Source organism: Streptomyces lydicus (genome assembly GCF_001729485.1).
Lineage (GTDB): Bacteria > Actinomycetota > Actinomycetes > Streptomycetales > Streptomycetaceae > Streptomyces > Streptomyces lydicus_D.
Genome location: NZ_CP017157.1, coordinates 4,392,292 through 4,405,932 on the forward strand (window position 1 = coordinate 4,392,292; position 13,641 = coordinate 4,405,932).

The window sequence follows — 13,641 nt, forward strand, 5'->3', positions numbered from 1 at the left end:
CCCCACCGTTGAGCGACCGCATCGAACCGACCTGCCGTACAACCACGGCGCGCTCTCCGGAGTCTCCCTCCGCATGAATCAAGCCCTTTGCGCCCAGGCTGTCGTCGGTCCCCGCAGCCGGCGCACCGCCCGGACGCTCGCCGCCGCGGTCGTGCTCGCCGCCACCGGCGGTCTGCTCACCGTCACGGCCGGTACCGCCGAGGCGGCTGTGACCAGCGCCTCCCCCGTCTTCCAGCGGACGTTCTACGCGAACACCACGTTCAGTGGGACGCCGAGGAAGACGGACTGCGACTCCGTGATCGACCAGAACTGGGGTGCAGGTGCCCCGGCGACCGGTCTGCCCTCGAACGACTTCGGTGTCCGCTGGACGGTCACCCGCGACTTCGGCTCAGGCGGGCCGTTCCAGTTCGCCGCCGAAGCACGTGACGGCATCCGCGTCTACCTCGACGGCGTCCGCAAGATCGACCTGTGGAAGAACGTCTCCACCTCTCAGACGAAAACCGCCAACGTCACCGTCCCGTCCGGCAGTCACACCCTCCGGATCGACTACGTCAACTGGACCGGCGCCGCGAACGTCAAGTTCACGTACAAGCCCCGTACGTCGGCCGATGCCGACAAGGTCAAGCCGCTCACGCCCTCCGGTACCTCCCTTTCGTACTCCTCGTACAGCGCCAAGTTCAGCTGGGCGGCCAACAAGGAGTTGGATCTCGCGGGGTACCGCGTCTACCGGCGGCTCAAGGGCTCCGCATACCCGCCCGAGCCGCTCGCGACGACGACCTCCACCTCGTACACGGACACCACGCTGCCGAAGACGGGTGCCACGTACTACTACGAGGTGCGCGCCTTCGACCGGGCCGGTAACGAGTCGGCCGGTACCGCGGACATGGCCCTCACCACCGCTGACCGGACGGCGCCCGCCGCCCCCAAGGGCGTCGAGAAGAACTGGGCGATGGGTAACGTCGAGAACGTCTCGCTGTTCTGGGACGGGAACACCGAACCTGATCTCGCCGGTTACCGGGTCTACCGGTCCATCGGCAAGCCGGTCGCCGTCACCCCGGCGAACCTGGTGAGCGGAAGCACGCCGGTCAGCGGCCCGGGGTTCCGCGAGGCGCTCCCGCAGACCGGTGACTGGTACTACTACGTCGTCACTGCCGTCGACATCCACGGCAACGAGTCGGCACCCTCGGGGGCGACGAACGAGTTCATGACGCAGGACAGGACGCCGCCGGCGGAGACGGCTCTGAACGCACGGGCCGAGGAGAGTGAGGCCGGGATCACCCTGACCTGGGACGCGTCGGAGGCGACGAGCGAGGACTTCGTCGGCTACCGCGTCTACCGGTCGAGTGCGCCCCGGACGGAAGGGAAGACGCGGGAGCTCGTCGGCGAGCACGTCCGCGGGACGTCCTTCACCGATCGGACCGCGACGCCCGGCACCACCTATCACTACTGGGTCGTGGCTGCCGACGAAGCCGGCTGCCAGGGTGCCCCGTCGGTGGACATGGAAATGCACGCCCAGGGCAACACCACCGCGCCGCCCGCGGTGTCCGGCCTGACCGTGACGCCGAGCGAGAACGGTGTGTCGCTCAGCTGGGAGGCCAGTGACGACCCCGGCCTCGACCACTACAAGATCCTGCGCGGCCGGCTCGTCGACGGGAAGTGGGCGTACAAGCCGCTGCTGGACCCCGGGAACTTCCAGCCCTGGAAGTTCACCGGGACCCGGCACCACGACCTGACGACCGCCCACGGTGAGCAGGTGCGCTACGCCGTCATCGCCGTCGACCTGTACGGCAACGCCCTCACACCCGAGGGCGGGGCGACGACGGCCGAGGTGACCGAGTTGGACCTCCGTCCGGACGCCGACGCGACACCCGCCGCGACCGGAGCTCCGCTCACCACTCTCGGCGCACAGTCATACGGCGATCACGGCTGGATCAGCTGGATATCGTCCCCCGAGGCCGACGAGAGCGGCCACAGGCCAACCGGCTTGAACGTCTACCGCTGGAACCCGGACACGCACGTCTTCGACAAGCTCAACGCGACGCCGTTGCCGCGCGAGGACGGCGGGTACTGGGACGCGGCGATGCCGCAGGGCACGACGTCCTTCTACCGCGTGACCGTGGTGTTCGACGACGGGACGGAGACGGGGGCCACTCAGACAGCGGTCGCTGCTGACTGACGGCGCCTACGCGGTCGGTGGGCGGGGCGCGCGTCCCGCCCACCGACCGCCCCGCCCACCGAACGCCCCGGACCGCCACGCTCTGTCAGGCGGCCTGCGTACGGATCACGCGGCGTCGACGGGGCGGGGGACGTCGTGGTCCGGGAAGAGGGTGGCCGCGACATGGTGGGTGTCGGCGTATTCGATGACGGAGGTGATCTTGCCGTCGTGCACGGTGAAGATGCCGAGGCAGCGGTTGTCGTAGCGGCTGCCCTGCACGGTGGTGGCCAGGGAGGTCCATTCGGCGACCACGCGGTCGCCCTCGGCGAGGGTGCTGACCAGCGCTATCTCCAGGCTGCCGGGGACGAAGGCGGGCCCCATGCCGCCGAGGAAGTCGTTGATGATCGCGTCGCGGCCGCGCCACACCTGGGAGACCGGCAGGCTGCCCGGGTAGTGCCAGGTCGCGTCCGTGGCGAAGCTGTCGTGGATGACCTCGGCGTCGCCGTCACGCACGGCCTCGACGTAGCGGATGACGACGGTGCGGGGGTCGGTGATGCTGCTCATGGTCATGCTCCTCGGGATGTCTTGGAAAGGCTTGGGATGTCTTGGAAAGCCTTGAATGCCTTGCGACGTTGCGCAGTTGGGAGGTTGGGGAGTTGAGAGGTCGGCGGTCCGGGAAGGGGGTCAGGACAGGGTGAGGACGGCCTTGCCGCGGATGCGGCGGTCGCGCAGGTCGGTGAGGGTGGTCGCGGTGTCGGCCCAGTCCGTGACGCGGCCGATCTCCGGGTGCAGACGGCCCTCGGCGGTCAGCCGGACCAACGCCGCCAGGTCGTCGTCGATGCGGGAGTCCGCGTCGAGGTAGTGGAAGTGCCGGATGACGGCCGACTCGGGGCCGCGGAAGAAGTCGAAGAAGTCGAGCGTGACCGGCGTGCGGCTGGCCTGGCCGAACCAGATGAGCGTCCCGCGCCGGGCGAGCCGCGCCAGAGCGAGCGGGAGGGCCCGCCCGCCGGTCGACTCCAGCACGACGTCGAAGGGCCCGCAGGCATCGGCGACGTCATGGACGATTTCGGCGGCGCCGAGTCCGACCAGCCGGGCGCCGCGTTCGGCGTCCCGGGTCACGGCGGTGACCTGCGCGCCCGCCGCGGCCGCGAGTTCGGTCACGTAGTGGCCCACCCCGCCGGACGCACCGGTCAGCAGAACCCGCCGGCCCGGCAAGGGTCCCGCGGCGCGCAGCAGTCGCAGGGCGGTGAGTCCGGCCAGCGGCAGCGCCGCGCCCTGGAGCACCGAGACGCCGTCCGGCAGCGCGGTGAGTGCGTCGGTCGGCACCGCTACGTACTCCGCCCAGCCGCCCGCCATGGGGTGGCCCACGACCCGGGTGATCCCGGACGGTCCACTTCCGTCTGCGGCCGGCTGGACCACCAGCCCCGCGATGTCCTTGCCGGGGCGTTCGCCGGGCGCGGGCTTCTCCAGTTTGAAGGTCTCGCCCCGGTTGACCGAGAACGCCTCGACCTTCACCAGCGCCTCGTGGGGGCGCGGGGCCGGCTCCGGCACGTCGGCGAACGCCACTGGTTCGGCGGGATCTCCGGTCGGGATCAGGGCTTTCATCGTGGTCTTCCTCCTCGGCCTCCGGGGCCGTCCCGTCGGGCTGTGCCGCCTGGTGCGGCGGCGATGACCATCTGACCGTGGGGCGGTGCGGCCCGGCCAACAACCGAGCTGCCCGGCCGACAACGCGCGGTTGTCGCATAAGGTCAGCGGCATGGATCTTGACCTCGCCCTGGTCCGCGCCTTCCTCACGACCGCCGGGACGCTGCATTTCGGGCGGGCAGCCGAAGAGCTGAACACCAGTCAGCAGGCGTTGTCCAAGCGCATCGCGCGGCTGGAGAGCCTGCTGGCCGTCCGGCTGTTCGAGCGGGCGGGCGGCGTCCGGCTGTCCGAGGCGGGCGAACGGTTCCTGCCGGCCGCGCGCGAGGCGCTGGCGGCGGGCGAGCGCGCGGTCGCGGCGGTGAGCGGCACCGGCTCGGTCGTACGGATCGACACCTGGGGGCACCTTTACGCGCCGATGCGCACCGTCGCCCAGGCCGCGCGGGCGCTCGGGCCGGTGCGGCTGGAGCCCGGCCCGGGGCGCGACTGGCCTTCGGTCGCGCAGGCACTGCTGCGCGGTGACACGGATCTGGGCCTCGGCCGGGTGCACCCCCTGCCCGACGGCTGCGACGCGGGCCTCACCCAGCGGCTGGTGCGGCTGGAGCCCGTCGACGCGCTGGTCGGCCCGTCCCATCCGCTGGCCGGCGCGGACGCGCTGCGCCCGGCCGATCTGCGCGACAGCGTTCTGTGGTGTCCGGCCGAGCTGACCCGCCTGGACTTCCTCCGCCGGTTCGCCGACCACTTCGCGCTCCCCCGGCGTCAGGACGGCCCCAACCTGGGCCTGGACCACCTCGTGCAGCACCTCCGCGACGACGCCGGGTGCTTCACGCTCTTCCCCGCCGACGCACCGCTCCCCGACCATGCGGGCCTGCGCGCGATCCCGCTGGTCGAACCGACCCCGCTGTACGCCTGGTCGCTGGCCTGGCGCGAGTCCGCCCGCCACCCACAACTCGACGCCCTGCTGCGCGGCTTCACCGAAACCGGCCGCTCCCGGCGCTGGCTGGACTACGCCCCGCGGCGCGACTGGCTCCCGGACACCGACCACGCCAAGCTCGCGGGCCGGACGTACGACCCATAGGAAAAGGACCGCAAACCATGATCGGTTTCGGGGGATGCGGCAGTCAGGCACGGAGCGGTGACGAAGGGAACTGGGTCGGCCGCGGCAGTTCTCGCGGTCCGTCGGTCGTGCGGTCGTACCCTTCGGACATGAGTTCCGAACTGTTCTTTGAGTCCGAACTGTTCTTCGAGTGGGACGGCCGGCCGGATGCGGACGAGCACGTGATCGGAGAAATGTACGCGGCGGCCGGCGAGCCCCCTTACACGGCGGACGACGAGCCCGAGCCGACCGGCGACCAGGGCCGGCCCCGTACCATCGGCGCGGTCGCGGCCCGCCGCGACGGGGCGCTGCTGGGTTGGGCATGGGTGTACGAGGACCCGGACCACGAGCGGGTTGCGCGAGTGCAGGCAATGTACGTGCCACGCCAGGTCCGCCGTCTCAAAACCGGCTGCTACGACCTGCTCCCGCCGGCCGCCGAGGAGTTCGAGATGGTCACGGGCCTGTACCGCCGGGCCGCGGACGAGGCCCGCGCCGCCGGCTGCCGCACCCTGCGGTGGGGCGGTCGGGACACCGGGCCCGACGGCCAGGCGGCGACCGCGCTGAACGCGCGCGGACACGGCGAATGCGCCCGTTACTGGAGCACCGAGCCAGCCACCTGGCAGCCCCCTGCCGGGCTGCCCGAGGTGCAGGTCCACCAACTGCCCACGCACCTCACGCTGGCGACGGCGGACGCAGAGGTCTCGGCCTTCATAAGCGGGCACGCGGCCCACATCAATGCCGGGGAGTCGATCCGCCACGAGAACGCCGAGCCGCGCGCGCTCGCCGCGCTCATCGCGGAACTCGTCACACGCCTGCGGCGCGACCACCCCGAGGTCACCGAACTGACCGTCTGGGAATTCGATGACACCGCGGTACGCCAAGCACTGCCGCTGGCCGGACTGCGCATCACCGCGCGCACCATGGACTACGAGCTTCCGCTCACCCCTTCATGACCTCGGCAACAAACTGGCTGTGACCAGCACATTCACCACACGCCCCAGCAACTCACGCTCCAGGACGCGGCGGCGAGACGCAGGTCACATGCGCCCACGTCACAGGGCGCCGGGCTACCTCGTCTAAGGGGTGTAGCCAGTGACGACCGCAGAGGAGCACATCATGGAAGCGCGACTGAACTACTTCGCCAGCCCGACCGCCGGCAAAGCCTTCAAGTACTTCATGTCGGCGGGCAAGACGGTCAAGGAATCGGCGCTGCCGGCCGCGACGCAGGAGCTGGTGGCGCTCCGCGTGAGCCAGATCAACGGCTGCGCCTTCTGCATCGACATGCACACCAAGGACGCCGCGGCGGCCGGTGAGACCTCGGTGCGGCTGAACCTGGTCGCGGCGTGGCGGGAGGCCACGGTCTTCACCGAGGCCGAGCGTGCCGCGCTGGAGCTGGCGGAGGAGGGCACCCGGGTCGCGGACGCGGCCGGTGGGGTCAGCGACAAGGTGTGGGAGTACGCCGCCAAGCACTACGACGAGGAGCAGCTCACCGCCCTGGTGATCCTGGTTTCCTTCATGAACACGGTGAACCGGCTGAACATCATCGCCCAGCAGCCGGCCGGCGACTACGTGCCCGGGCAGTTCCACTGACACGTCGAGCGAACGGCATCGACGGCCGGCCCGGGGTCCGGTGCGGGCCCCGGGCCCCGGCCTCGGCGGCGCCGCGCCGGCCCGCCGGTGGGCCGGGTGATCACCAGCAGATCGGCTGCGCCGCCGCGTACGGGCGGCTGGGGATGCAGGTTTCAAGGGAGGGATGCGGTGTGAGCAAGGTCGAGGACTTCGAGGAGCTGCGACCGCTGCTGTTCTCGATCGCCTACCGCATTCTGGGCAGCGTGAGCGAGGCCGAGGACGCGGTGCAGGAGACGTGGCTGCGCTTCGACGCTTCGGCGACCCGGCCCACGTCGGCCAAAGCCTTTCTGTCGGCCGCGGTGACGCGGATATCGATCGATGTGCTGCGCTCCGCGCGGGTGCGGCGGGAGGAGTACGTGGGCCCTTGGTTTCCCGAGCCGCTGCTGAGCGATCCGTACCAGGATCCGGCGCGGTCGGTGGAGCTGGCCGACTCGGTGTCGATGGCGGCGCTGCTGCTGTTGGAGCGGCTCAGCCCGCTGGAGCGGGCGGTCTTCCTGCTGCGGGAGGTGTTCGGCTTCGGGTTCGACGAGGTCGCCGCGGCCGTGGGGCGTTCGGAGGCGGCGTGTCGGCAGCTGCTGGTGCGGGCGCGGCGGCACATGGCCGCCGGGCGGCCGCGGTTCGCAGCGGACGGTCAGGAGCGGCAGGAGCTGGCGACGCGCTTCTTCGACGCGCTGAGCAACGGCGAGGTGGACGGGCTGCAGAAGCTGCTGGCCGCCGACGTGGAGTTGGTCGGGGACGGTGGCGGCAAGGCCCCGCAGCTGGCCAGGGCCGTCATGGGTGCGGAGAACGTGGCCCGGCTGCTGGGCGCGGTCTTCCCCTGGCTGCTCCGGATCGACGTGACGTTCGAACAGCACGAGGTCAACGGCCAGCCCGGCGCGGTCTTCCGCGACCGGGACGGCAAGATCCTGCACACCCTGGCCCTGGAGGTGCTCGACGGGCGGATCCGGACCATCCGCACGGTGATCAATCCCGACAAGCTCGGCCACCTCGGGCCGGTCGCCGACGCCTGGGCCATCGACCGCGAGGTGAAGCTGGCCCGCCGGCAGACGAACTGACCTCGGGCGCGGGGCGGGCCGGCGGCCGGAGGTGGGCGGTTCGCCGGTGCGGCGGGTCCGGGCCTCGAAGCGGCCTGGGGCCGGCCAGTTGGCGGCGCCACGTGAACATCGTCACAACTGCCGTGCCACAGGGGTGGGTTGGCCGGTCCGGGCTAGGACTTGCTGCATGACAGGGCCTGGAGTTGACGTGGTCGCCCGCGGGGCGAGTGTGCACGGTCCGAGAGGGCCGGTGTTCGAAGGGGTGGACCTGGACGTGCCGGCCGGCGGACTGCTGGCCGCCCACGGGCCGGCAGGTTCCGGGCGTACTTCCCTGCTGCTGGCGCTCGCCGGGCGGATGCGGCTGTCCGGCGGGGCCGTCCGGGTCGGCGGGCACGTCCTGCCCGCCGAAGGCCGGTGGGTGCGCGCGGCGGTCGCCGTCGCCCGGGCGGCGCCCGCGGTCACTCTCGAAGGGCGGCTGCGGGTGCGGGAAGTGATGGCCGAACGCCGCCTGACCGCACCGGGGGTGACCGAGCATCGCCTCCGCGAGGCATGCGAGGTGGTGGGCACCGCCCCCCGCGGGACGGACCTGGTCGAGGACCTCGATCCGGTCGAGGCGCTGCTGCTGGCGGCCGCGCTGGCGCTCGCCGAGCGGCCCGGTGCCCTGGTCGTCGACGACGTCGACGAGGGCCTGCCGCCCGCCGCGCACGACAGCGTGTGGCAGGCACTGGACCGGGTCCGCAACAGCGGCCCCACCGTGCTCGCCGGGTGCCTCCGCACGCCGTCGCCCACCCCCGGCCTCGTCACGCTGTCGCTTCCGCGGCGCAGCCGGGACCGCCTGCCGGCCCGGACGGCCGATGCCCGAGAGGACGCCGACGCATGAGGGCCGTCAAGCTGGCACTGCTGGAACTCCGGCGCTTCCGCGGCCCGATGCGCCGCCTGGTCCCCTTACTGCTCTGCCTGGTGCCGCTGCTGTACGGCGCCATGTACCTCTGGGCGAACTGGGACCCGTACGGCAAGACCGACCGCATGCCGGTCGCCGTCGTCAACCAGGACCACCCGGCGCATGCGAAGCAGGGCCGGCGGGTGAACGCCGGTGATCAGCTGGTGGAGCAGCTCAAGGCGTCCGGCACCTTCGACTGGCACTTCGTCGGCCGGGACGAGGCGCGGGACGGACTGGAGCACGGCCGCTACTTCTTCACCATCGACATCCCGTCCGACTTCAGCCGCAAGCTCGCCACCGGCGCCGACACCCGCCCGAAGCAGGCCGGCATCCGGATCCACCTCAACGATGCCAACAACTACATCGCCGGCATCATGACCGAGGTCGTACAGACCAAGTTGCAGGACCAGATCAACTCCGCCACACACGCCGCCTATGTGCGCGGTGTCTACGGCGAGTTGTCGGACGTGCGCGACAAGCTGACCACCGCCTCCGACGGCGCACACCGGCTGGTGGGGGCCACCCGGGTGGCCCAGCAGGGCACCTCCACGGTCGCCTCGGCGACCTCCACGCTGCGCGACGGGGCCGGCGGCGTCGCCGCCGGGGCCCGGCAGATCGCCCGGGCCACCGGACAGATCGACGACCTCACGGGCCGCCTCGACCAGGCCGCCGCGGACCGGCTTCCCGGGGCCGCCGCCGCCTTGGTGAGCACCGCCCGGCTGACCACCGACGGTCTGGACGCCGTGCACACCGCCACCGGTGCCACCCGCAAGGGCACCTCGCGGGCGGTGGCCGACCTCACCGATCTCGCCGACTCCCACCCCGAACTGCGCGACGACCCGGTCTACCGACGGGCCCTGAGCCACGCCCGCAGCCTGGACTCGACCGCCACCGCCCTCGACGGACGGGCCGCCGCCGCGGAGAACAACGCCCGCCGGGCCCTCCAGGAAGCCGAACGTCTCCAGGCGGACGTCGGCTCGCTCGGACGTGACGTGCTGGCCCTGCACACCCCGCTCCGTCTCGTCGACACCGGTTCCCACAGTGCGGCCGACGGCGCGCACGGCCTCGTCGAGGGGCTCGGCACCTTGGAGAAGGGCTCCGGCGCCCTGCGGGCCGCCGCCGACCAGGCCCACAGCGGCGCCTCGGAGGTCTCCCGCACCGTGGACGACGGACTGCACAAGATCCCCCGCACCAGTCCCGACCAGGTCGCGCACGCCGCCGAGGTCCTGGGCACGCCCGTCCACATCGACCGGGCCAACCTGCACCCGGCCGGGGTCTACGGACGAGGGCTCGCACCGTTCTTCTTCGGCATCGCCCTGTGGGTGTTCGGCCTCTTCGCGTACCTGCTGCTGCGCCCGCTCAACACCCGCGCCCTGGTGGGCCGGGTCGGCGCCTTCACCACCGCGGTCGCGGGATGGCTGCCGGCCGCGCTGCTCGGCGCCGTGGGGGCACTGGTGCTCTACGGCGTCGTCGACCTGACCCTCGGACTCGACCCCGTCCACGGCGTCTGGATGCTGGCGCTCCTGGTCACCGGGGCGGCGGCGTTCGTGGCCGTCGACCACTGTCTGCGCACCGTGTTCGGGGTTCCCGGCGACGTCCTGTCGCTGGTCCTGCTCATCCTGCAGCTCACCGCCTCGGGCGGGCTCTATCCGCTGCCCACCGAGCCGGCCTTCTTCCAGATGCTGAACCCGCTGCTCCCGATGACGTACCTCGTGGACGGGCTGCGGGTCACCGTCTCGGGCGGGCTCACCGAAAACCTCCTACGGGACTTCGCCGTCCTTCTGGCCTTCACCGCGGGCTTCCTGGCCGTGACCGCCCTCGCCGTGCGGCGGCAGCGGATGTGGACGGTCGGACGCCTCCATCCCGACGTCTCCCTGTAAGGGAGCCCGGGTCCACACCGCCGCACTCGACGTGGGCGTGGTCGGTGGTTCGCGGTTCAATGCCGCCGGTTGCGAGTGGGGGCTTCGGCGGCGGTCTTGAGGGCGCGCAGCCATGTCTTGAGGCCCTGACGGAGGATCTTGGTCGCGGCGGGAACGTGGCACACCGGGCTTGAGCGCCGTGTCACGTCGTGTCGCCGAGGGCCTCGGCCCACGAGGCGAGGACGTCCAGGTCGTCGGCGGTCAGGCCGACGCGGGGATCCACCTGCCGCAGCAGCGCCGGCCCGGCATGATGAGCGGCGACCCACGCGTGATCCGCGCGCGTGATCTCGTCATCGACCCACGCGAACGCCCGCCCGGCGGCCCACGCAACGATCGGCCGCGTCTTCCAATGGCGCCCGGCCGGCACGTCACGCTCCTCCGCCGCTGACGGCTCCGGCCAATGGATGACTTCAAGCGGCGGCAACCCGATCCGGGGCGCGATGCACTCGTTCGCCTCCTCCCCCCATGTCGTCGCCCAGACCAACTCGTAGCCGAGCGCTGCCAGCCGCCGTCCCACGCCGGGATCGATCCGTGCCAGCAGCGGGCTCGCCTCGATGGGCAGACCCTGCGATCCGCCGGACCGGCTCGGCGTCGGCCCTCCGAAGGGCAGCAGCGGCCCGTCGACATCGAGGAAGAGCAACGGCCGAACGGAGGGGCCCTCTGCGGTCATGCCCGGCACCGTACCCCTCGGGCCGGACAGTGCCGCGGCCCGTCTTCTCTCCTGACGGCCGGAGCTGCGCTCGCTCCCCGCTCGTCGTCCGGCGGCCGGCGTCAGGAATTCCGCTTCTTCTTACGCAGGGCACTCGGCTTGTGGACGGCGGTACGGCCGGACTTGTCGCTCTCCACCTCGTACTGCGGGTCGTCCCGCGAGGCGTCGACGGTCCGTCCGGCCGCTTCAACACGATCGGTGATCTTCTTCTTCACCTTCCCCGTCACCTTGTGGCCATGGCTCTCCCACGCCACCTCGTCGCCCTTTCCGAGATCGTGCTTCTTCGACATGGCGCTCTCCCTTTTCCTGAGCACGGGGATGCGAGCGGTGCACGTCTTCAGGTTCGTGCGTGTCACCGGATCGCGCACGTGATGACGGCGAGCGCGACCTCGGGAGCTGCCTTCGGAGGGCCCTCGATCCGGAAGCAGCTCCCGAGCGCGCTCACCGCCCGCCCGCACTAGCTCCGCGGGACGTCCTTGACGAACACCAGCCCGTCGCTGTCCGCCAAGTGGGCCGGGTCGAGCGGGGCGTAGCCGAACCAGGGGGACACGCGGGGCGCGGGCCGCGTGTCGCCGAGGGCGGTGGCCAGTCGACGGGCGTCGACGACGTAGCGGTCCTCCGGGAGCGCGTACAGGAGTCCTTCGACGGTGTCCGGTGCCGGGGTGTCCACTCCCTGGTGCCGGATCGTGCCGAGAGCCGTGGCCAGGAAGGCGTACTCCTCGCCCAGGTGGGCGCTCACGAGCGCGCCGGCGCTCCACCACTCCAGCGGCCGTCCGCTCATCCGCATCGTGCTCTTCTCCCGCTGGAGGTGGCCGTTGTGGGCATGGACCAGCGCCGGGCCACGTTCGGCTACGGCGAGGAGGTTGTCGGCCATCATCCGGTCCCGCAGGCCCACCAGCCGCGTCATGCGGCTCGGTCCGGTGTCGGCCATCCACGAGTGGTAAAGCAGCAGGCCGGTGGCGGTACGCCCGTACAGGCGCGCCCGGTCCCGGTCCTCCCGCGAGGTCGCCGCGATCAGGTGTGGCGTCTGCTCGTCGAGCAGTGCCACCAGGTCGTCGGCGAGCAGCCGCAGCTCGTTGGCCTCGGCCGACTTCCCGACGGACCGGGTCGGGTCCATCATCGCGGCGGGCTCGGTCCACCGGTCGTCGGCGCCGAGGAGGCGGTCGAGTGTTTCCGCGGTGCAGGGGAGCAAGCCCGCGTCCACCCGGGACGAGAGGTAGCCGTGCAGTGCGGTGAGGGCCTGCCGGGGGCTCGCGGCGCCGGTGATCTCCAGCGGGCCGTCGAAGCCGGCGAAGCGGAGTTGTTCGGGCGCGGACCGGCCGTCGTTGTGGGCGCGCATCCAGCGCACCAGCTCGCGGTTGGCCGCGGAGGCGCCCCAACCGTGGCTGAAGCCGTGCTCCATGACCTCGTCGAGGGTGCCTGTGCCCGAGGTGACGTAGTCGTCGACGATGAGGCCCCTGATGCAGTCGCTCTCGATCGCGATCGTGCGGTAGCCCTCCTGCTCGACGAGCTGTCGGAAGAGCTCGTTGCGCAGGTCGAGCAGCGTGTCCTCGCCGTGGGTGGGCTCGCCCAGGGCGAGCAGCCGCGGCCGCGCCGAAAGCAGCTTCATGACGGAGGCGGCTTCGACGGCATGGGTGGTTTCCTGGCGGTCTGTAACCATGCCTTCAACGGTATCGTTGAACCCTCGGTTGAAAGTTCTGCGCGATATCGGTGGTCTCATGGCACGAAACCCTCAAAGTGGCGAGCGGCTCAGGCCGGTTGATCTGGCCCGCGAGCACGGGCTGTCCACGCAGGCGGTCAGGAACTACGAGGAGGCCGGCATCCTTCCGGCCGCCGGTCGCACCCCCCACGGCTACCGGACCTATACCTCGCTGCATGCGGGGGCCCTGCGCGCGTTCCTCGCCCTGGTGCCCGGCCACGGCCACCGGACGGCGACGTCGATCATGCGGGCGGTGAACGAGGGCGCGGCCGAGGAGGCGTTCCGCCTCATCGACGAGAGCCACGCCCAGCTCCTCGACGACCGCCGGACCCTCCAGGCCGTGGAGAGCGCCCTCCGCGACCTGGAGCCGCTCACCGGGCCCGAGTCCGGGGCGGGGTCCGGGCCGGCCGCGGCGTCCGGGCCCGGCGACATGTTCATCGGGCCGCTGGCCGGGAAGCTCGGACTCCGGCCCGCGACCCTGCGCAAATGGGAGCGCGCCGGTCTGGTGCGGCCGCGCCGCGACCCGCTGACCGGCTACCGCGTGTACGACGAGGCCGATGTGCGGGACGCCCGGCTGGCCCACCAGCTCAGGCGGGGCGGGTACCTGTTGGAGCAGATCGCCCCGCTGATCGCGCAGGTACGGACGGCCGGCGGACTGGAGCCGCTGGAGGCCGCGCTGTGCGACTGGCACGGCCGGTTGTCCACCCGCGGGCGGGCGATGCTGACGGGGGCCGCCCAACTGGAGGTGTACCTCCGCGAGGCGGATGAGACGGAAGGTTGCGGGCAGCCCGCTCCGTCCCCGCGGCCCGGTTGAGCCGC

General features: G+C 71.8%; 13 protein-coding genes. 8 read left to right on the forward strand and 5 right to left on the reverse strand.

Annotated elements, in window-relative coordinates:
- The first annotated feature begins 73 nt into the window (after positions 1-73).
- Positions 74-2,176 (forward strand): PA14 domain-containing protein, encoded by a 2,103-nt coding sequence (locus SL103_RS19010; protein ID WP_079145845.1) that lies wholly within the window; start codon positions 74-76, stop codon positions 2,174-2,176.
- A 105-nt stretch (positions 2,177-2,281) separates the two neighbouring features.
- On the opposite strand, the gene SL103_RS19015 is transcribed toward SL103_RS19010, so the two are convergent.
- Positions 2,282-2,719 carry a nuclear transport factor 2 family protein gene (locus SL103_RS19015; RefSeq protein ID WP_069570175.1) on the reverse strand — a complete coding sequence of 146 codons (438 nt, stop codon included), beginning with the start codon at positions 2,717-2,719 and terminating at the stop codon, positions 2,282-2,284.
- Positions 2,720-2,839: 120 nt separating this feature from the next.
- On the reverse strand, positions 2,840-3,760 hold the full coding sequence (locus SL103_RS19020) for a zinc-binding dehydrogenase (protein ID WP_069570176.1): 921 nt from the start codon (positions 3,758-3,760) through the stop codon (positions 2,840-2,842).
- A gap of 151 nt (positions 3,761-3,911) precedes the next feature.
- On the opposite strand from SL103_RS19020, the gene SL103_RS19025 reads away from it, so the two are divergent.
- From SL103_RS19025 to SL103_RS19050, 6 genes are all read left to right on the forward strand, one after another.
- Positions 3,912-4,874 carry a LysR family transcriptional regulator gene (locus SL103_RS19025; RefSeq protein WP_069570177.1) on the forward strand — a complete coding sequence of 321 codons (963 nt, stop codon included), beginning with the start codon at positions 3,912-3,914 and terminating at the stop codon, positions 4,872-4,874.
- Positions 4,875-5,002: 128 nt separating this feature from the next.
- On the forward strand, positions 5,003-5,845 hold the full coding sequence (locus tag SL103_RS19030; protein ID WP_069570178.1) for a hypothetical protein: 843 nt from the start codon (positions 5,003-5,005) through the stop codon (positions 5,843-5,845).
- A 163-nt stretch (positions 5,846-6,008) separates the two neighbouring features.
- Complete coding sequence (locus SL103_RS19035; protein WP_069570179.1) at positions 6,009-6,482, forward strand: carboxymuconolactone decarboxylase family protein; 474 nt, start codon at positions 6,009-6,011, stop codon at positions 6,480-6,482.
- A 170-nt stretch (positions 6,483-6,652) separates the two neighbouring features.
- Positions 6,653-7,576 carry an RNA polymerase sigma-70 factor gene (locus SL103_RS19040; protein ID WP_069570180.1) on the forward strand — a complete coding sequence of 308 codons (924 nt, stop codon included), beginning with the start codon at positions 6,653-6,655 and terminating at the stop codon, positions 7,574-7,576.
- A 229-nt stretch (positions 7,577-7,805) separates the two neighbouring features.
- Positions 7,806-8,435, forward strand: a complete 630-nt coding sequence (locus SL103_RS19045; protein ID WP_079145846.1) for an ATP-binding cassette domain-containing protein — start codon at positions 7,806-7,808, stop codon at positions 8,433-8,435.
- Entirely contained in the window at positions 8,432-10,375 is a 1,944-nt protein-coding gene (locus SL103_RS19050; protein WP_069570182.1) for a YhgE/Pip family protein, read from the forward strand. The genes SL103_RS19045 and SL103_RS19050 overlap by 4 nt, the downstream gene beginning before the upstream one ends.
- A gap of 181 nt (positions 10,376-10,556) precedes the next feature.
- Here the strand turns inward: SL103_RS19050 and SL103_RS19055 are convergent, their stop codons facing one another.
- From SL103_RS19055 to SL103_RS19065, 3 genes are all read right to left on the reverse strand, one after another.
- Positions 10,557-11,084, reverse strand: a complete 528-nt coding sequence (locus tag SL103_RS19055) for an HAD domain-containing protein (protein WP_069570183.1) — start codon at positions 11,082-11,084, stop codon at positions 10,557-10,559.
- Between the two features lie 101 nt (positions 11,085-11,185).
- On the reverse strand, positions 11,186-11,413 hold the full coding sequence (locus tag SL103_RS19060) for a DUF2945 domain-containing protein (protein ID WP_069570184.1): 228 nt from the start codon (positions 11,411-11,413) through the stop codon (positions 11,186-11,188).
- A gap of 167 nt (positions 11,414-11,580) precedes the next feature.
- Positions 11,581-12,783 (reverse strand): erythromycin esterase family protein, encoded by a 1,203-nt coding sequence (locus SL103_RS19065; protein ID WP_069570185.1) that lies wholly within the window; start codon positions 12,781-12,783, stop codon positions 11,581-11,583.
- Positions 12,784-12,841: 58 nt separating this feature from the next.
- On the opposite strand from SL103_RS19065, the gene SL103_RS19070 reads away from it, so the two are divergent.
- Positions 12,842-13,636: a TioE family transcriptional regulator gene (locus tag SL103_RS19070; RefSeq protein WP_069570186.1), complete on the forward strand. Its 795-nt coding sequence runs from the start codon at positions 12,842-12,844 to the stop codon at positions 13,634-13,636.
- The last annotated feature ends 5 nt before the right edge of the window (positions 13,637-13,641 follow it).